This is a genomic window from Jiangella sp. DSM 45060 (assembly GCF_900105175.1).
GTDB lineage: Bacteria > Actinomycetota > Actinomycetes > Jiangellales > Jiangellaceae > Jiangella.
The window spans coordinates 5087549-5106704 of sequence record NZ_LT629771.1; the positions used below are offsets into that span (position 1 = coordinate 5087549).

The 19156-nt window shown below is 71.4% G+C and carries 17 protein-coding genes; 13 read left to right on the top strand and 4 right to left on the bottom strand.

All coding sequences use genetic code 11. The features are described from left to right. Positions 1-42 precede the first annotated feature (42 nt). From BLU82_RS22575 to BLU82_RS34360, 5 genes are all read left to right on the top strand, one after another. Positions 43-1116 (top strand): Gfo/Idh/MocA family protein, encoded by a 1074-nt coding sequence (locus tag BLU82_RS22575; RefSeq protein WP_092623288.1) that lies wholly within the window; start codon positions 43-45, stop codon positions 1114-1116. Between the two features lie 122 nt (positions 1117-1238). Next, entirely contained in the window at positions 1239-1997 is a 759-nt protein-coding gene (locus tag BLU82_RS22580; protein ID WP_092623289.1) for a phytanoyl-CoA dioxygenase family protein, read from the top strand. Further along, on the top strand, positions 1994-2911 hold the full coding sequence (locus BLU82_RS22585; RefSeq protein WP_092623290.1) for a sugar phosphate isomerase/epimerase: 918 nt from the start codon (positions 1994-1996) through the stop codon (positions 2909-2911). Before BLU82_RS22580 ends, BLU82_RS22585 begins: the two co-directional genes overlap by 4 nt. Before the next feature lie 22 nt (positions 2912-2933). After that, the gene (locus BLU82_RS34795) at positions 2934-5006 is read left to right on the top strand and encodes a hypothetical protein (RefSeq protein ID WP_172885677.1); all 2073 of its coding nucleotides are present in this window, start codon (positions 2934-2936) and stop codon (positions 5004-5006) included. Further along, positions 4990-5961 (top strand): zinc-binding dehydrogenase, encoded by a 972-nt coding sequence (locus BLU82_RS34360; protein ID WP_172885678.1) that lies wholly within the window; start codon positions 4990-4992, stop codon positions 5959-5961. Before BLU82_RS34795 ends, BLU82_RS34360 begins: the two co-directional genes overlap by 17 nt. Positions 5962-5967: 6 nt before the next feature. Here BLU82_RS34360 and BLU82_RS22600 read toward each other — a convergent pair whose 3' ends face one another. Then, the gene (locus BLU82_RS22600; RefSeq protein ID WP_092623291.1) at positions 5968-6996 is read right to left on the bottom strand and encodes a LacI family DNA-binding transcriptional regulator; all 1029 of its coding nucleotides are present in this window, start codon (positions 6994-6996) and stop codon (positions 5968-5970) included. A gap of 50 nt (positions 6997-7046) precedes the next feature. On the opposite strand from BLU82_RS22600, the gene BLU82_RS22605 reads away from it, so the two are divergent. The 6 genes from BLU82_RS22605 to BLU82_RS22630 all read left to right on the top strand — a co-directional run bounded on the left by BLU82_RS22605 (position 7047) and on the right by BLU82_RS22630 (position 13314). After that, positions 7047-7874, top strand: coding sequence for an AraC family transcriptional regulator (locus tag BLU82_RS22605; protein ID WP_092623292.1), 828 nt, complete (start codon positions 7047-7049; stop codon positions 7872-7874). A gap of 132 nt (positions 7875-8006) precedes the next feature. Then, complete coding sequence (locus BLU82_RS22610; protein WP_092623293.1) at positions 8007-9314, top strand: ABC transporter substrate-binding protein; 1308 nt, start codon at positions 8007-8009, stop codon at positions 9312-9314. A gap of 109 nt (positions 9315-9423) precedes the next feature. After that, a complete protein-coding gene (locus BLU82_RS22615) occupies positions 9424-10269 on the top strand; it encodes a carbohydrate ABC transporter permease (RefSeq protein ID WP_157741199.1) in 846 nt (281 codons plus the stop codon). Then, positions 10266-11267 (top strand): carbohydrate ABC transporter permease, encoded by a 1002-nt coding sequence (locus BLU82_RS22620; protein WP_157741200.1) that lies wholly within the window; start codon positions 10266-10268, stop codon positions 11265-11267. The genes BLU82_RS22615 and BLU82_RS22620 overlap by 4 nt, the downstream gene beginning before the upstream one ends. Then, positions 11264-12262: a Gfo/Idh/MocA family protein gene (locus BLU82_RS22625; RefSeq protein WP_172885679.1), complete on the top strand. Its 999-nt coding sequence runs from the start codon at positions 11264-11266 to the stop codon at positions 12260-12262. Before BLU82_RS22620 ends, BLU82_RS22625 begins: the two co-directional genes overlap by 4 nt. Next, a complete protein-coding gene (locus tag BLU82_RS22630; protein ID WP_092623296.1) occupies positions 12262-13314 on the top strand; it encodes a Gfo/Idh/MocA family protein in 1053 nt (350 codons plus the stop codon). Before BLU82_RS22625 ends, BLU82_RS22630 begins: the two co-directional genes overlap by 1 nt. Before the next feature lie 3 nt (positions 13315-13317). Here the strand turns inward: BLU82_RS22630 and BLU82_RS22635 are convergent, their stop codons facing one another. Next, complete coding sequence (locus BLU82_RS22635) at positions 13318-14511, bottom strand: endo-1,4-beta-xylanase (RefSeq protein ID WP_092623297.1); 1194 nt, start codon at positions 14509-14511, stop codon at positions 13318-13320. A gap of 156 nt (positions 14512-14667) precedes the next feature. Then, positions 14668-15018, bottom strand: a complete 351-nt coding sequence (locus tag BLU82_RS22640; RefSeq protein WP_092623298.1) for a Rieske (2Fe-2S) protein — start codon at positions 15016-15018, stop codon at positions 14668-14670. A gap of 94 nt (positions 15019-15112) precedes the next feature. Between BLU82_RS22640 and BLU82_RS22645 the strand changes: the two genes are divergently transcribed. Beyond that, on the top strand, positions 15113-16261 hold the full coding sequence (locus BLU82_RS22645; RefSeq protein WP_092623299.1) for an amidohydrolase family protein: 1149 nt from the start codon (positions 15113-15115) through the stop codon (positions 16259-16261). A gap of 94 nt (positions 16262-16355) precedes the next feature. Here BLU82_RS22645 and BLU82_RS22650 read toward each other — a convergent pair whose 3' ends face one another. Further along, positions 16356-16664 (bottom strand): MGMT family protein, encoded by a 309-nt coding sequence (locus BLU82_RS22650; RefSeq protein ID WP_069114348.1) that lies wholly within the window; start codon positions 16662-16664, stop codon positions 16356-16358. Positions 16665-16719: 55 nt separating this feature from the next. Between BLU82_RS22650 and BLU82_RS22655 the strand changes: the two genes are divergently transcribed. Next, positions 16720-19107 carry a lysylphosphatidylglycerol synthase transmembrane domain-containing protein gene (locus tag BLU82_RS22655; protein ID WP_157741201.1) on the top strand — a complete coding sequence of 796 codons (2388 nt, stop codon included), beginning with the start codon at positions 16720-16722 and terminating at the stop codon, positions 19105-19107. Positions 19108-19156 lie beyond the last annotated feature (49 nt).

A 19156-nucleotide genomic window follows, 5' to 3' on the forward strand; every position in this document is an offset into this window, starting at 1 on the left:
ACCAAACCGATTTGCAGTATCGCGACGACCGATAGGACAGAAGTGAGCACCCTGCGCGTCGGAGTCATCGGTCTGGGCGAGGTCGCCCAGCTGATCCACCTGCCCATCATCGAGTCGCTGCCCGGCCAGTACGAGCTGACCGCGATCTGCGACATCTCCCCCGGCCTGCTGAAGAGCGTGGGCGACCGCTACAGCGTCAAGGACCGCTACGGCGACTTCCACGACCTGATCGCCGAGGGCGACATCGACTGCGTGTTCGTGCTCAACAGCGACGAGTACCACGCCGAGTGCGTCGTCGCCGCGCTGGACGCGGGGCTGCACGTGCTGGTCGAGAAGCCCATGTGCCTCAGCCCGCGGGAGGCCCAGGAGATCATCGCCGCCCGGGACCGGTCCGGCAAGACCGTCATGGTCGCCTACATGCGCCGGTTCGCGCCGGCCTTCACCGAGGCGGTCGCCCGGCTGCCCGCCCTCGGGCCGATCCGCTACGTCAGGGTGCACGACGTCATCGGCGAGAACCGGCTGATCATCGACCAGACGGCGTACGTCGAGCGGCCCGGCGACGTGCCGCCGGACCTGATCGAGGAGAAGTGGGCCCGCCGGGCCGCGCTGGTCCGCGAGGCCCTCGGCGACGTTCCCGAGGAGCTCGGCTGGACCTACGGCCTGCTCTGCGGCCTGGGCAGCCACGACCTGTCGGCCATGCGCGAGCTGATCGGCCGGCCGCAGCGGGTGGCGGCGGCGAAGATGTGGCGCAACGGCGCCTACGTCGTCGCGTTGCTCGACTACGGCGACTTCGTGGTCACCTACGAGACCGGCGTCGACGACCAGCTGCGCTTCGACGCGCACATCGAGGTGTACGGCGCGAGCGGCTCGATGAAGGTGCAGTACGACACCCCGTACGTCCGGCACTTCCCCACCGTCCTCGAGATCGAGCGCACGGACGGCGACTCCTACGAGCGCTCGGTGGTGCGGCCGCACCTCAAGGACCCCTACACGCACGAGCTGGAGTACTTCCACGAGGTCGTCACCACCGGCGGCGCACCGAAGACCACGCCCGAGGACTACGTGGAGGACATGGAGCTGTTCATCGACATCATCCGCGCCCTCGACCAGCCCTGACGGCGACCTGCCGAAGATAGGTCGAGTCGACCGGAGGAAAGGCGTCGTGACCGCGACGACCACGGCCCTAGCGTCGTAGTCGTCCAGGACGGACACCCCGACCAGCCAGAAAGGCCGCTGCGATGACCGACACCCTGACCGCCGCCGACGTCGCGTTCTTCCGCGAGAACGGCTACCTGCTGCCGGCCCGGCAGCTGCTCGCCGAGGAGCGCCTGACCCGGCTCGAGCAGATCTTCAACGAGCACCTCGCCGACAAGGGCGACAAGCTCTCCGACGAGCTCGACACGCCGCACTACCGCGACGACCGGCTGCTGGACTTCCTGCTCTCCGACGAGGTGCTCGACTGGGTCGAGCCGCTGGTCGGACCCGACATCGCCCTGTGGACCAGCCACTTCATCTCCAAGGACCCGTTCACCGGCCGCGCGACGCCCTGGCACGAGGACAGCGCGTTCTGGGCGGGCCGGTTCGACGACTACGACAACATCGTGACGATCTGGCTCGCGCTGGAGGACGGCTCGTCCAGGGAGAACGGGTGCATGCGGGTGATCCCTGGCTCCCACCTGAACGGCGGCTTCTCCGAGAACTACGAGCCGACGGACATGACCGAGCAGACGTTCCACGCGGGGCTCGCCGGCGTCGACGAGGAGCGCGCGGTCTACTTCGAGCTCGGCCGCGGCGAGTTCTCGATGCACGACGGACGCATCGTCCACGGCGCCGAGGCCAACACCAGCCCGGTCCGCCGCACCGGCTACACCATGCGCTACTTCCCCTCCTCGGTGCGCATGCAGGACGTGCCGCAGAACGAGGGTTGGAAGATCTGGCTGGCCCGCGGGCGGGACCTCGCCGGCAACAGCTACGTCAACGTGCCCGCCCCGGCATGAGGCTCGGCCTGCTCACCGCCTGCCTGCCCGGCGAGTCGCTCGCGGACGTCGCCGGGTGGGCGGGTGCGCACGGCTACCGCGCGCTGGAGGTGGCCGCGTGGCCCGACCGGCCCGGCCGCGACTGGGAGGCCAGTCACCTCGACGTCGAGTCTTTCGACGCGGCCGAGGCGGCCCGGGTCCACGACCTGCTCGCCGAGCACGACCTCGAGCTCTCGGCCGTCGCGTACTACGAGAACAACCTGCACGAGGATCCGGCTGTCCGCGCGGCCACCCACGACCACCTCCGGCGTTGCGTCGACGCGGCGCAGCTGCTGGGGGTCGGCCTGGTCGGCACGTTCGTGGGCCGCGACGTGTCCCGCACCGTCGCCGAGAACCTCCGTCTCGCCGAGAAGGTGTTCCCGCCGCTCGTCGAGTACGCCGCTGCCCGCGACGTCCGCCTCGTCATCGAGAACTGCCCGATGGAGGGGTGGCATCCCGACGGCTACCCCGCCAACCTCGCCTACTCGCCCGAGCTGTGGGGCTGGCTGGCGGAGCTCGGCCTGTGGCTCAACTACGATCCCTCGCACCTGGTGTGGCTCGGCATCGACCCCGTCGCGGCGCTCTCGGCCCATGCCGACCGCGTCCTGCACGTCCAGGCCAAGGACGTGGAGGTGCGCCCCACCGACCGCGACCGCTACGGCGTCTTCGGCCGGGTCCTCGACCGGGAGCCCTGGACGAGCGGATGGTGGCGCTACCGGGTGCCCGGCCTGGGCGAGCTCGACTGGAGCCGCGTGCTCGACACCCTCCGCCGGACCGGCTACGACGGCGTGGTCTCCGTCGAGCACGAGGACCCCGTCTGGAGCGGCAACCCCGGCAAGGTCCGGCAGGGTCTCGCCATCGCCGAGCGCACCCTGGGCCCGCTCCTCACACCCTGACCCCCGACCCGAGAGGCCGCCCATGCACCGCGGTGTGTACTTCGACGCCTGGTTCCCCCGCCAGCACTGCTATCACCCGAGCCTGCCGCCGCGCCGGCTGCGGATGGTCGACGACCTGGTCGACTACCGCGCGACGGTGCTGGTCTGGGCCTCGCTCGGCGGCGGCTCGCTGGCGCTGCCCTACCTGGAGGAGGAGGCGTTCGGCCCGGTCGACGCCCGGTCCCGGTTCTACGGCTTCGTCAACGACAGCGAGTTCATCGCGGCCTGCCACGAGCGCGGCATCAAGGTGCTCGGCATCGTGTTCGAGGCGCAGGGCTGGGAGTTCCCGGTCGAGCTGACCGAGGACGAGGACGCCGTGCTCGCGCTGAACGAGCTGCGCGGCGCCGGCAAGCGCGACTGGATGGGGCTGCGGGAGTTCTCCTCCAACCGCTACCCGAAGCTCTGGAAGCCGGTCGAGCACTACTTCCCGCACGGCCTGGTCAACAGCGACGGCGAACCGGTCACCGACCTCATCGAGGAGTGCGTCGTCCGCGACATCGACCAGCAGCCATGCCATGCCCACTGGGTGGAGTGCCCGGACCGCGAGCACCAGTGCTTCTACATGGACCGCAACAACCCGGTCTGGCGCGAGTACCTCAAGGCCGTCATCCGGATCCAGATCGACGCCGGCGTCGACGGCATCCAGCTCGACGAGGCCGAGCTGCCGATGGGCGCGTTCCAGTACGGCGCGTGCTTCTGCAAGGACTGCATGAAGGGGTTCCGCGCGTACCTGCGGGGCCTGCCGCCGTCGCAGGTCGACATCGCCCTCGACGGCGTCGACCTCGCCACCTTCCACTACGGCGAGTGGCTGCGCGAGCGGGGCTACGACTTCCGCTCCGGCCGGGAGTCGACCCCGCTGTTCGGCGACTACTACGCCTTCCAGTGCCGGTCGATCAAGACGTACTTCGCCGAGCTCGCCGACTACGCCCGCGAGTACGCCCGTTCGGTGGGCCGCGAGATCGTCGTCTCGGGCAACTTCTTCAACCTCGAGCCGATGTACCTCGCCCTCGCCGACGACGTCGACCTCGTCATCACCGAGATGCGCAACACGACATACCGCCAGCCGGAGTGGTACCGCTACGTCGCGGCGTTCGCCGGCGACAAGGACGTCGTGGTCGTCGAGAACCCGTACGGCGGCGTCGTGCCGGAGCTGATCGGCCTGCTGGCCGAGGGCAAGGGGCACGACCTCTTCCGGCTGTCGCTGTTCGAGGCGGCCGCGCTGGGCGCGAACATGTCGGTGCCCTACGGGTCCTGGATGGGCAGCGTCATCGAGGACTCCTTCTACGCACCACACGGCCTCGCGACCGAGATCCAGTCGTTCCTCGCCGAGCACGAGCGGCTGTTCTCCCGCCGCACGGCCAACGAGGTCGCCGTCGTGTTCAGCGTCGCCAGCACCCGCGAGCTGATCGGCAAGGCCGACGCGAGCGACAACACCACCAACCGCCGCGACGAGTCGGTCGTGGTGCCCTACCGCGCGGTCACGCGGCTGCTCGCCGACGCGGCCGTCCCGTTCGACGTGGTCATCTGGCCCGACGGCGTGACGGCGCCGGACCGCGCGTCCGCCGCCGAGCTGGAGCGCTACTCCACCGTGGTGCTGCCCGACGTCCATGCCCTCACCGAGGCGCAGGCCGCGGCGGTCGAGGGCTACCTCGCCGGCGGCGGGACGGTGGTCACCACCGACCGCGTGGCCGACGGCCTCCCGTCGCACCCGCGTCTGCGCTCCGCCGGCCGTACGTCCGTCGACGACCTGCTCCCGCACGGCCGCCAGGTCGAGACGACGGTCCCGGTGGCGGCCAACCTCCAGCAGCTCGACGACGGCTCCTTCGCGCTGCACCTGGTCAACTACGACTACGACGCCGCGGCCGACGCGGTTCGCACGCTCACCGACGTGCCGCTGCGGGTCCGGCTGCCCAAGGCCAAGCAGCACGGGACGGTCGTCGCGAGCGACGGCTCCCGTACGCCGCTGCGGCTCACCCAGGAGGACGGCGTCCACGCGGTGGTCCTCGACCGGCTGGGCGTCTACGCGATCGTGGTGTTCCATGACGGCGCGCTCTGAGATGCGCATCGCGGTGCTGCGGGGCCGGGAGCGCTTCGAGATCGACGACGTGCCGGTACCTCGGCCACGGCCGGACGAAGTGCTGGTGCGGGTGGTCGCGTCCGGTGTCTGCGCCTCCGAGCTGGACCGGTGGGCCGAGGGACCGGCCGCGGGCGAGGCGCTCTACCTGGGCCACGAGGTGAGCGGCGTCGTCACCGAGGTCGGTGAGGCGGCGACCGGGGTGGCCGTCGGCGATCGCGTCGGCGTGTGGGTCACCGAGCGCGGGTTCGCGGAGTACGTCGCGGTCCGCGCGGCGTACTGCTTCCCGGCCGGCGACGGGCCGCTCGACGAGGCGCTGGCCGAGCCGCTCGCGTGCGCCGTCAACGCCGTGGAGCTGGCCGCTCCCCGGCTCGGCGACGACGTCGTGGTGCTCGGTGCGGGGTTCATGGGCAACCTGGTGCAGACGCTGGCCGGGCTGCGCGGCCCGCGCCAGGTCATCGTCGCCGACACTCGGGCCGACGCGCTCGAGCGGGCCGGCCGGCTGGGCGCCGCCCGCGTCGTCGACGTCACCCGCGAGTCGCTCGCCGACGTCGTGCGCGGGCGCACCGGCGGCCGCGGCGCGGACGTCACGTTCGAGTGCACGGGCACCCAGCCCGGGCTGACCACCTGCGGTGACGTGACGCGGATGAGCGGCACGATCGCGATCGTCGGCTTCCACCAGGGCGCGCCGCGGCAGGTCGCGCTGGACCACTGGAACTGGATGGCGTTCTCGATCGTCAACGCCCACTTCCGCGACCTCGGCACGATCATGCGTGGCATGGACGCCGGCCTGCGACTGGTCTCGTCGGGGGTGCTGTCGATGGCCGGGCTGGTCACCCACCGCTTCCCGCTGGAGCGGATCGACGACGCGTTCGCGACCCTGCACGACAAGCCCGCCGGCTTCGTGAAGGCGGTGATCGTCTTCCCGGAGGAGTGAGAACCGTCAGGCGGTACCGCGGATGACCAGCGGGCAGGGCAGCACGACGGTGCGTCCGGCCCCGGTGTAGCGCCGTGACAGCCGGCTCAGCAGGAGGTCGCCGGCCGTGCTGCCCGCCTCGTACGCCGGGTTGCGCACCGTGGTGAGCTGGGGTGTGACGATGGTGGCGGCGTCGACGTCGTCGAACCCCATGATCGCGACGTCGCCGGGCACCTCGAGGTCGAGTTCGTGCGCGACGTCCAGGGCGCCGATGGCCATCAGGTCGTTGGCGCAGAACACGGCGTCGGGCGGGGAGTCGAGCGCCATCAACGTCCGCATGGCCTGATAGCCGCCCTTGCGGGTCCAGTCGCCGCGCACCATCAGCTCGGCGGCCACCTTGTGCTTCGCGGCCTGCATGGCGGCCCGGAAACCGGCGGTGCGCTGCGAGCCGTAGCGCTGCGGCCCCTGGATCATCGCGATGCGCCGGTAGCCGCGTGCGGTGAGGAACGCCGTGGCCTCGCGTGACCCGGCTTCGTCGTCGGGGGTGATCGCGTCGCACAGCGGATGGTCGAGGTGGTCGCCGATGCAGATGATCGGGGTGGCGGCCTCGGCCGGTCCGAACGTGATGTCCGAGGCGGTCTCGCCGGAGGCGAACACGATGCCGTCGACACCGCGGTCCATGACGTCGTCGAAGAACTTGCGCTCGCGTTCGTGCTGGCCGTCGGTGTTGCAGACGTACGTGCCGTACCCGGCCGCGTCGACGGCGTCGGCCAGGCCCCGCGTCAGCACCGCGTAGAAGGGGTTGGTGATGTCGGGCACGACGATCGCGATCATGTGCGACTGCCGTGTGCGGAGGTTGCGCGCGACGTGGTTGGGGCGGTAGCCGAGCTCGCGGATCGCCTCCATGACGACCTCGCGGGTGGTCGCGTTGACCACGCGCTTGCCCGACAGCACGTGAGAGACGGTGGTCGGGCTGACCCCCGCGCGGTCGGCGACATCGGCGATCGTGACGCGGGTAGGCGTCGCCGGCGCTTCGGTCCGGTCGCTCCACGGCATGGCGCTACTCTACGGGAGTCAAATCGATTTGAGCCGACCGAGGCACACCGATGACCGACCTGATCGCGCGCTACACCGTCGAATCCCTGCTGCCGGAAGACCTCGGCGCGCGGGTCCTGCGGCAGCGGCTGTCGTCCGTCGGCGTGCACTGGCACGACTACTACGAGCTGTGCCTGGTGCTCTCCGGCACGGCCCAGCACGTGCTCAACGGGGAGCGCCACACCATCGCCGCGGGCAGCGCGTTCCTGCTCTCGCCGGCCGATCTCCACGAGTTCCACGTGCTCGGGCCGGAACCGCTGGACTGCTACAACACCGTCATCGAGCCGGCGGTCGTCGAGCGGCAGCTGGCCGCGCTCGGCCCGTCGGTGCACGGGTTCCCCTGGCGCACCGACGACTTCGGCGCAGCGGAGCCCGACCTGCGGCGCCTCCTGACGGAGTGCGAACAGCCGCGCCTGGGCTCGTCGCTGCTGGTCGAGGCGTTGGTCGCCGGCCTGGTCGTCGAGCTGGCCCGGCGCTGCGACGTCGGCAGCGGCCCGCGTGCGCGTCGCCCGGCCGGCGAGGACCAGCTGCGCGACGCGGTGCTGTTCGTCGACCGCCACTTCCGCGAGCCGATCACGCTGGCCGATGTCGCGACCCGGGCCCATCTGTCGGCGAACTACTTCAGCGAGCGGTTCCGGCGCTACACGGGCACACCGTTCCAGCTCTACCTGCAGGAACGCCGGCTGCGGTTCGCGCGGTCGCTGCTGGCCTCGACCACGCTGTCGGTGTCCGAGGTCTGCCACGCGTCGGGTTTCAACAGCCTGTCGCACTTCGGCCGGGCCTTCCGGCGCCGGTACGGCGCCGCCCCGTCGGCCGGTCACGAAAGCATGAAAATGTGACGTCCATGTGACGAGAACCACCTCTATCCCTTGACACGGGACGCACCGGCAACGATGCTTCCCGCCAGAGAGCCAAACGATTTGCATCCGGCATACCGGAGTGAGCAAGGAGCTGGTTCGGTGAGGATAAAGGTGTCCCGTAGGGCGGCCACAGCGGTCGCCGCCATCGCGATCACGTCCGTGGTCCTGGCCGCCTGCGGCGGCGAGTCCGACGAGCCGGACGCCGCGCCGCGGGGTGAGGGCGAGGGCCCGGTCGAGGCCCCGTCCGAGCCCGTGACGGTCTCGTTCTTCTCGTGGATCGGCAACCAGCCGGAGCTGCAGCTGCTGGCCGAGGAGTTCCACGAGGAGCAGCCCAACATCACCATCGAGTTCGAGAACGTCCCGGCCGAGCAGGCCGCCCAGGTCCTGACCACGCGGATCGCGGGCAACAACGCCCCGGACGTCGCGTACGTCAACGCCAGCGACACCGCCGACTACGCCTCGCGCGGCGCCGCGGTCGACCTGCAGAACTACATCGAGCGCAGCGAGGTGGTGAACCCCGACGACTACGTCGAGGCGTTCAAGACCTTCGTCACCTACGACGACGCGATGTACGGCCTGCCGATGGGCGGCGAGACGACCGGCCTGTTCTACCGCACCGACCTGTTCGAGGCGGCCGGGCTCGACGGCCCGCCGCAGACCTGGGAGCAGTTCGAGGAGGCGGCCGCCGCGCTGACCGACTCGACGGCCGGCACGTACGGCTTCGAGATGTTCGCGCCGGAGTCCGCCTACTACTGGTACCCGTGGCTCTACCAGGCCGGCGGCGACCTGCTGAGCGAGGACGGCGAGATCCTGTTCACCAGCGACGAGGCCCGCGAGGCCGCGGAGTTCTACATCGGCCTCGCCCAGTACGCCCCGCCGGACTACCTGAACTCCAACTCGTGGGACGGCCGGGTCGCCTTCGCCGAGGGGCAGGTCGGCATGTACATCGCCGGCGCGTGGTTCGCGGGCACGCTCACCGAGGAGTTCCCCGGCATCGAGGGCAAGTGGGCGACCGCTCCGCTGCCCGAGGGCGAGGCCGGCTGCAAAACCACGATCGCCGGCGACTCGCTGGTGATGATGGACCAGACCGACAACCCCGACGCCGCCTGGCTGTGGATGGAGTTCCTCTCCCGGCCCGAGACCCTCGCGCGCATGACCTACCAGACCGAGGGCACGCTGCTGCCGCCGCTGACGTCGCTGCTCGAGGGCGAGGAGATCACGCAGGCCAAGCCGGTCCTGCAGGGGTTCATCGACCTCATGCCGTGCGGCGTCGCCAGCACCGTCGCCAACCCGCTCTACCCGCGGATCGAGACCGTGCTCAACGAGGAGCTGGGCAAGGCGATCTACGGCGACCAGAGCGCCGAGGACGCGCTGAACAACACCGCACAGCAGGCCGAGGCGATTCTCGCCCGCGGCTGACGACCGAGGAGGACGAATGTCGAGGGCGGTGGCGCCGGCCGATACGGACGCCCGGAGCAGCCGGCGCAGCGGGCTCCTCCGGCGGGTGTGGCGAGAACGGTCGGCGTACGTGTTCATCGCACCGGGCGTGATCATCTTCTCGGTGTTCACGCTGGCCGCGCTGATCTTCGCGTTCTACCTGACGTTCCACCGGTGGAGCATCATCGAGCCGGACAAGCCCTACGTCGGCACGCAGAACTACCAGGACATGATCCACGACGAGCGGTTCGTCCAGTCGGTCCTCAACACGATCTACTTCACCGGCGCCTCGGTGCCGCTGACGATGATCATCGGGCTCGGCCTGGCGCTTCTGCTGAACCAGCCGATCCGCGGACGCGCGATGTTCCGCACCGCCTACTACCTGCCGGTGGTGACGCCGTTCGTGGTGTCGGCGCTGCTGTGGAAGTGGCTCTACAACGGCGAGTTCGGCCTGTTCAACTACTACCTGCTCCGGACGAAGATCATCGACGAGCCGCTGCTGTGGCTCTCGGACAAGGACCTCGCCATGCCGGCCGTCGTCCTCATGAGCGTCTGGAGCGGTGTCGGGTTCTCGATGGTCGTCTACCTCGCCGGGCTGCAGGCCGTCCCCGCGCAGCTGTACGAGTCGGCGAAGATCGACGGCGCGGGGATGTGGCGGCGCATCCGCTACGTCACCATCCCGCTGTTGCGCCCGACGACGCTCTTCCTGCTGGTCATCGGCATCATCGGCTCGTTGCAGGTGTTCACCCAGATCTTCGTCATGACCAGCGGCGGACCGGTCAACCGGACCACGACGATGGTCTATTACATGTACCTCTGGGCGTTCAAGTACTACGACATGGGCTATGCCAGCACGCTCGCGTTCGCCCTGTTCGCGATGCTCCTCGTCTTCACCGCGCTGCAGCTGCGGCTGTTCCGGGACGGAGGAACCGAGTGACCGACGTGACGGACGAGCAGACGATCCCGGCGCTCGCGCCGCCGCCCGCGGCCCAGCCGAAGAAGCGGAAGCGACCCCGGGGCGGCCCGCACGACAAGGACCATGTGACGCTGCGGGCCAAGCTGGGGACGTACCTCATCCTCGCCCCGGTCGCGATCCTGTTCGTGGCGCCGTTCGCCTGGCTGATCAGCGCGTCGTTCCAGCCGATCAGCACCATCTTCGCCAACCCGCCGACGTGGCTGCCCGACGACCCGACGCTCGACGGCTACAAGGGCTTCCTGAACCTCGGCGAGCTCAGCGAGGCGCAGCAGGCGCAGGGCCACGGCGACTGGCGGTGGTTCGCGAACAGCGCGTTCGTGGCGGTGGCGATCACGGTGCTGCAGACGTTCTTCAACGCGCTGTGCGCCTACGCGTTCGCGAAGCGGCGGTTCCCGGGCCGCAACGTGATCTTCGTGCTGTTCCTCGCGACGATGATGGTGCCCGGCCAGGTCACGCTGATCCCGAACTACATCATCATCCAGCACATCCCGTTCTTCGGCGGGAACGACTGGCTGGGCAGCGGCGGGCACGGCTGGCTCGACTCCTACTGGGGGCTGATCATGCCCGGCGTGGTCAGCGCGTTCGGCATCTTCCTGCTGCGCCAGTTCATGCTCTCGATCCCCGACGAGCTGCTCGACGCCGCCCGGGTGGACGGCGCCGGCGAGCTGCGGATCTTCTGGAGCGTCGTGCTGCCGCTGTGCACGCCCGCCCTCGCCGCGAACGCGATCTTCACCTTCCAGGGCGCGTGGGAGGACTTCTTCTGGCCGCTGATCATCATGTCCGACCCGGAGAAGCTCACCGCTCCGGTCGGCCTGGCGCTGTTCGTCGTGCAGAACCGCACCGACTGGAACCTGCTGTTCGCGGGGTCGGTGATCGCCACCCTCCCGATGATCCTGGTGTTCGTCATCTTCCAGCGGCACTTCGTCAGGGGCATCGCGGTGACGGGCATCAAGGGGTGAGCGACGAGCTGACGGTCGGCCTGCTCGGCGCCGGCCGGATCGCCGGCGTCCACGCGCACGCATACCGCGCGTCGCCCGGCGTCCGGCTGGTGGCGGTCGCGGACCCGGTGGCCGGGAAGGCCGAGCGGATCGCCGCCGAGCACGGCGCCGAGACGGTGCGCGATCTCGGCTCCCTGCTGGAGCTCGGTGTCGACGTCGTCGACGTCTGCACCCCGCCGCACCGGCATGCCGGCCCGGCGATCGCCGCGTTGGCGGCCGGCCGGCACGTGATCTGCGAGAAGCCGCTGGCCCGCACGCTCGACGACGCCCGCCGGGTGGTCGCGGCCGCGGCGGCCGCACCGGGCCTGCTGATGGTCGGTCACGTGTCGCGGTTCGAGCCCGACCACCGCGGCGCCCGCGACCGCGTGGCCGCGGGCGAGATCGGCGCGGTGCGGCAACTGACCCACAGCACCACGTCGGCGCTCCCGGGCTGGAGCGAGGCCGGCTGGCTGACCGACCCGGCGCGCTCCGGCGGACCGCTGCTGGACCAGGCCGTGCACAGCTTCGACTACGCCCGCTGGGTCATCGGCAGCCCGGCGGTCCGGGTGCACTGCATGGCCGCGGCCGGCGGCGCCGGACCGGCGACGTACACACTCACGACGATCAGGTACGAGAGCGGCGCCATCGCGCACGTCGAGTGCGGCTGGGCGCACCCGGCCGCTCGCGGCTTCAAGCTCGCCGCGGAGATCGTCGGCACCGAGGGCCGGCTGTCCTGGAGCTACGACCAGCTGATGGGCGGTGTGCTGTACCCGCGCCAGGGCGACGCCGAGTGGTGGGACGTGCTGGCGGACCGGGGGTTCGAGCTGGAGCTGCGGACGTTCTTCGACGCGGTCCGCACCGGCGGCCCGTCCCCGGTGCCGGCCGCCGAGGCGCTGGAGTCGGTGCGCACGGCGCTGGCCGCCTTGGAGTCCGCCCGCACCGGCCGCACCGTCGACCTCACCACCTGGAAGGGCTGATGCGCCCGATCGGCATCGCGATCCTCGGCGCCGCCCACACGACGCACGCCTGGGCCTACGCCCGCGCGTTGTCCGGGCTGCCGGACGTCCGGGTGACCGGCGTCCACGACGCGGTGCCCGCCCACGCGCAGTGGATCCGGCGCGACTTCGGTGTCCCGTTCGTCGCGTCCGCCGAGGCGCTCGTCGCCGCGCCGGACGTCGACGCCGTCATCGTGTGCGGCGCCACCGTGGACCACCGCGCGCACGTGGAGCTCGCGGCGGCACACGGCCGGCACGTGCTGTGCGAGAAGCCGCTCGCGACGACCGTCTCCGACGCGTCCGCGATCGTCGCGGCCTGCGACGCGGCCGGGGTGCAGCTGCACGTCGCGTTCATGTCGCGGTTCCTGCCCCTGGTCGGCCGGGCCCGGGCGGCGGTGCGCGCCGGGCGGCTCGGCGAGCTGATCGGGCTGGTGGGCGGCAACCGCGGCCGCCCGCCACTGCCGCCGTCGTACCCGCCGTGGATCACCGACCCGGTCGCCGCCGGCGGCGGCGCGCTCATCGACCACTCGGTGCACGTCACCGACGCGATGCGGCATGTCAGCGGCCTCGAGGTGACCGAGGTCTCCGCCGAGGCCGGCTCGCTGCTCTGGGACCGCGGCGTCGACGACGTCGCGGTGCTCGCGCTGCGCTTCGGCAACGGCGCCGTCGGCAGCGTCGACCCGAGCTGGTCGGTGCCGGACGGCAACCCCTGGGACTACGACTTCTACCTGCGCCTGGTCGGCACCGAGGGCTCGCTCGACCTCACCGACGCGGCCGAGTCGCTGCGTGTGGTGTCCGTCCGCGACGGCGGCCCGCGCGGCCTGCGACTGGCGTCGTTCGCCGAGGACGCCGACCGCGCCATGCTCGCGGCGTTCGCCGGGTCGGTCCGGGCGGGCGCGGTCCAGGACCCGTGCGCGACCGGCGAGGACGGGCTGCGGGCCCTGGAGATCGCTCTCGCCGGCTACCGGTCCGCCGCCCGTCACGCCCCCATGATCATCAATGATCCAACCACCCAGAGGGGGTCGGATCATTGATGATCATGGGACTCTCGGTGGGGTCCAGAGGGGGTCGCGGCAGGGCGCGGCGGCGAAGGCGGCGCTGATCGCGTTGGCGGCCGGCTTGCGCTGCAGGTCGTCGTCGAAGGCGAGCGGCCGCCGAGGGGCGCCGTCCGGACGCGGCTGGTCCTCCTCGAGCCAGGTGTAGCGGTCGGTGAGGCCGAACGCCACGACGACCTTGACGGCCTCCTCGTCGAGCGTGACGTCCAGGTAGCGGCGGTAGACGTCGGCCACCTTCTGGTCGCGCGGGCCGATCGCCGCGGGCAGGCCGTCGTCGAGGACGTCGAGCTCGGTGATGAGGATCGGCAGGCCCCGGTCGGCGATCTCGCCGAGGAACGCGCGGTAGGCGTTCTCGTTGAACCTGGTGGCGAACCGGTCGGCGAGCAGATGACCCTGGATGCCGACGGCCTGCACCGGGACGTCGTCGTCGAGCAGGGTGTCGATCGCCGTGAGGTACGCCTGCCGGCGCGGCCCGGGCTGGTCGCCGAACTCGTTGACGGTCTCGAAACCGAACTCGTTGATGAGCAGCAGCGCGCCGGGGTCCTCCTGGTGCGCGATGTGGAAGCTCTCGCCGATGTAGCTCGGCCCGATCGTGGCGTACCACGGCACGTTGGTGCGGAACCCGTTCGCGTCGGCGTCGAAGGGGTCGGTCACCTCGTTGGCGACGATCCAGCCGTCGGCGCGGCCGCGGTAGTGCGCCACCTCCGCTTCGATGACGCCGTAGAGCAGGTCGCTGGCCTCGGCCGCCGTCAGCCCCCACAGGTCGTCCTCGGTCCAGCCGTCGCCGAATCCCTCGTCCCAGGCGAGGTGGGCGGCGATGACCAGCTGCTCGTTCTGCTCGGCGAGCCCGATGATCTGGTCACCGGGGACGAAGTTCAGCGGCGCGTCCGGGCCCGGCTTGAGCTGGTACCAGAGCAGGTCGTCCTCGGTGAAGAGCAGGCCGGCCTCGCGGGCGTGCAGGGCCGGGTAGTCGGCGTCGAGCTGCCAGGTGGCGATGGAGGACCCGAAGACGATCCCCCTCTGCCAAGCCTGCTGCCACAGCGGTGGGTACCCGCTGCGGGGACGGCGCGGCCGGCGCCCGGCCTGGGCGACGCCGCCCAGCCCGGTGGCGCCGACGGCCACGGCTCCGGCGCCGGCCAGCAGGGAACGGCGGGTCATGGGTCTCAACTCGTGCATGCGGACTCCTCGGATGGCGGGGATACCGGTCGACGAAAGTGACGACGCTCACACGCAAATCGATTGCCATGAACCGTAGTGGGTGTCCGCCGCTGGGGCAAGACCCCGCGACCGCCCGTGGCGCCGGCGCCACGGCGCCCGGAACGGCGCCGCCGGTCAGGTGTGCAGGACGACCTCGCCGTCGAGCTGTGTCACCCGGTAGGTCCGCAACCCGACGCGCTTCGGCTCGAGCAGCGACCGGCCGGTCTCGAGGTCGAACTCCCACCCGTGCCACGGGCAGCGGACCACCCGGTCGTCCATGCCGTAGACCAGCTCGTGCGGGCCCGCGGCGACGAGGGTGCCGCTCAGCGACCCGGCGCAGATCGACGCGCCCATGTGCGGGCACTTGTCGCCGATCGCGAAGAACTCCTCGCCGACACTGATGACGCCGACCCGCCGGCCGTCGACCTCGACCACCCGGCAGCCGTCTCGCCGGACGTCCTCCACGGGTCCGATGCGCACGTCCATCCGTTCTCCACTCTCTGGACAATCGTCGAGCCAAACGATTTGCTAGGGATGACTCTGACGGTTTCGCGACCGTCCCGCAACGGTGGGAGCCCCCATGACCGAACTCCTCGACCAGCCGGCCGCCGAGGACGCCGAGGCGAGCCGCTACCGCCTGGTCGACTGCGACGTCCACCCGATCATGAAGGGCGGCATGGGCGAGCTCCGGCCGCACCTGTCGCGGGCGGCGCAGCGCCGGCTCGGCCTCGACGACCGCCGCAACCTGACCACGACCGGCCACCGCGAGGCGGTGTCGATCCCCCGCAACCAGCTCTACGTCAACCAGGCCGGCGTGCTCCGCGACGACGCCCGCGCCCCCGACGGCTCGGCGCCGGGCTCGGATCCGGCGTTCTCGGCGCGGCAGCTGCTCGACACGCACGGCATCGACCGCGCCGTGCTCATCGGCGGCGAGGTGCTCGGGCTCGGTGCCCTGCCCGATCCCGACGCGGCCGCGCTCATCGCGTCGGCGTACAACGACTGGCTGGCGCAGACCTGGCTGGGCGCCGACGACCGCTACCGCGGCACGCTGGTCGTCGGCGCACAGGACCCCGCGCTCGCCGCCCGCGAGATCCGCCGAGCGGGACGCGACGAGCGGTTCGTCGCCGTGCTGCTGCCGCTCACGAACATCCTCATGGGCGAGCGGCACTACTACCCGATCTACGAGGCCGCGGCCGAGCTCGGGCTCCCGATCACCGTGCACCCCAACTCCGGCGAGGGCATCTTCCGCACGTCGCCGCCGATGGCCGGTGGCACCCCCACGTACTACGTCGAGTGGCACACCGGCCTCAGCCAGGTGTTCCAGGCCAACGTGATCAGCCTGGTCTGCCACGGCGTCTTCGAGCGGTTCCCGGACCTCAAGGTCGTCGTGACCGAGGGCGGGATCGGCTGGATCCCGGACGTCGTCTGGCGGCTGGACAAGAACGTCAAGGGCCTGCGCGACGAGGTGCCGTGGATCAAGCGGCTGCCCAGCGAGTACGTCGCCGACCACGTGCGCTTCACGACCCAGCCGCTGCCCGAGCCGAAGCGGCGCAGCCACCTCCACGCGCTGCTCGAGGTCGCCCGGGCCGACCGGACGCTGATGTTCAGCTCGGACTACCCGCACTGGGACTTCGACGAACCACTGCACGTGCTCACTGCGCTGCCGCCGGCCACCCGCGACCGGGTGAAGGCGCGCAACGCGATCGAGACCTACGGCGACCGGCTGTGAGTGTCGGTGCCCGCCCGTAGGGTGGGCCGCACCCGGGCCGGGAGGGGTCCACCTACCACGGCACGGCAGCGGCCGGCTGAGGCTGTCCTGCTGGTCAGTCCGGGAACCAGGCGGCACGGCGCAGGTCGACCCGCTCGCCGTCACGCGTCAACGGTGTTCCCTCGGCGGCGAACTCGGTCAGCGCCCTGACCTCGTGCCCACGCGGCGGCCGGCCGGCCGCCGTCACCACCCGCCACCAGGACACCGTCCCGCCGACCGTCGACATGACGGTGCCGACCTGACGGGGCCCGCCGCGGCCGAGCGTCTCGCCCACGACGTCGGCGATGGCACCATAGGACATGGCCCGGCCCGGCGGGATGCGCTCGACCACGCTCAGCACGGCCTCGGCGTACTCGTCGTCCATCCGCCCATGGTGCCTGACAGCCGCGCGCGTCCCGGCGTGCGACGATGCTCCTTCGATGAAAGAACCCAGAGACAGCGACAACACGTCGGCCGACGAGATCGTGGTCGACGAGCCGCCGCTGCCTCCCCGCACCCGCCGACCGGCCGACGTCGTGTCGCTGCTGATCGTGAGCGGCGTGCTCACCGGCCTGGTCGCGATGTCGATCATCGCCGAGCGGACGATGACGGCGATCACCGAGGATCTCGCCGATCTCAACACCCGGGTGCCGGGCAGCATCGTCGGCATCGTCGACTTCACCGCGAACCTGGCCGGCGTCGTCATCCCGATCGTGCTGGTCGCCGTGCTGATGATCCGCGGCCGGGTGCGCACCACCGTCGAGCTGCTGCTGGCCGGCGTCACCGCGTCGGTCGCCGCCGCGCTGGTGTCCGAGTGGCTGACCGGGCCGGCGCCGCAGCGGCTGCACGACAGCCTGGTCCCGATCGTCGACGGCGCCGAGGCCACGCCGGTGCCGGCCTACTCAGCGCTGCTGGTGGCCGTCGTCACCGTCGTGTCGCAGCTGGACGTTCGGCGGCTGCGGCAGGTCGCGCTGTTCGCGATCGCCGGCACGTACGCCGTCGAGCTGCTGCAGGGCGACGCCACCGTCGGCGGCCTGCTGATCGCCACCAGCGTCGGCGTCGCGGCCGGGCTGCTGGTGCGCATCGTCGGCGGTCAGCCGTCGCTGGCGCCGAGCGGGCAGAAGATCGCCGCGACGCTCGAGGCGGCCGGCTACCAGCTGAAGGCGCTGCGCGCCGACCCGTCCGGCGACTACCGCCGGCTCACCGCCGAGACCCCCGAGGCCCGCTACAGCGTGCTCGTGCTGGACCGCAACCACGAGGGCGCCGGCACCATCGCCCGGACGGTCGACCAGCTGCGCACCCGCGAAGAGGTGCTGCCGCGGCAGACGGTGACGCTGCGCGACGCCATCGACCGCATCGCACTGCAGTCGTTCGCCGTGGCCCGGGCCGGCGCCCGCACACCGCAGCTGCGCACCGTCCTGCGCATCGACGGCGACTCCGCGGCGCTGGTCTACGACTACGTGCACGGCACCGCGCTGGGCGATCTCAGCGCCGACGACGTCACCGACGACATGCTGACCGACCTGTGGCGCCAGCTCGGCGACCTGCGCCGCGGCCAGGTCGCGCACCGGCGGCTGTCCGGGCGGACCATCATCGCCGACGACGACGGCCGCATCTGGCTGCTCAGCCCGTCCGGCGGCGAGCTGGCGGCCACCGACATCGCCATGCGCACCGACCTCGCCCAGGCGCTCACCGCCACCAGCATCGTCGCGGGCCCGGAGCGCGTCGTCGACACCGCGCTGGAGGTGCTCGGCCCGGACGTGCTGCGTGCGGCCATCCCGCTGCTGCAGCCGATCGCGCTGACCCCGGGCACCCGGCAGCACGTCAAGGGCCACCGCGAGGTGCTGATCCGGCTGCGCGACCGCCTGGTCGACCGCCTCGGCGCCCCGGCCGAGCCGCTGCGGCTGCAGCGCATCCGGCCGCTGTCGCTGCTCACCGGCGTGGGCACGGTCGTCGCGGTGTACCTGGTCGGCACCCAGTTGTCGGACGTGTCGTTCACCGAGTTGTGGGACCGCACCGACTGGCGCTGGCTGATCCTCGCGATCGGCCTGATGTTCACCAACTACCTGACGATGGCGCTCGGCCTGCTCGGCTTCGTGCCGGAGCGGGTGCCGTTCTGGCGCGTCGTCGGCGCCCAGGTCGCGATCGGGTTCCTGCGGCTGATGGCGCCCACGACGGTCGGCAACGTCGCGATGAACATCCGGCTGCTGACGAAGTCCGGGGTGGCGGCGCCGCTGGCGGCGGCGAGCGTCGCGGCCAACCAGGTCGCCCAGGTCGCCGTCACGTTCCCGCTGCTGGCCGTGCTGGCGGTGGTCTCCGGGTACAACGCGCTGCCAGGGCTGCCGTCGTCGAGCACGCTGATCGTGGTCCTGGGGATGCTGCTGGCCGCGTCGGTGGTCGCGATCATCCCGCCGGTGCGGTCGCGGCTGCGCACGCTGTGGAGCGACTTCGCCGAGCGCGGCCTGCCCCGCCTGCTGGACGTGCTGAGCGACCCGCGGAAACTGGCGATGGCCGTCGGCGGCATCCTGGGCCAGACGGCGAGCCTGATCCTCTGCTTCTACGCCTGCCTGCTGGCGGTCGGCGAGACGGTGAACCTGGCCGGGCTCGCGGTCGTCCAGCTGGTCGGCAACACGCTCGGCACCGCCGTGCCGACCCCCGGCGGCCTCGGCGCGGTCGAGGCGGCGCTGACCGCCGGCGTCAGCACTCTGGGCGTCCCGGCCTCCGCGGCCGTCACCGCCGTGCTGGTCTTCCGCATCGTGTCGTTCTGGCTGCCGATCCTGCCAGGCTGGGTCCTGTGGACCCAGATGCGGCGGCGCGACCTGCTCTGACTCGCGGGTCATCACCATGAGCGAGCCGGGCGCATGCGACGATCGGTCT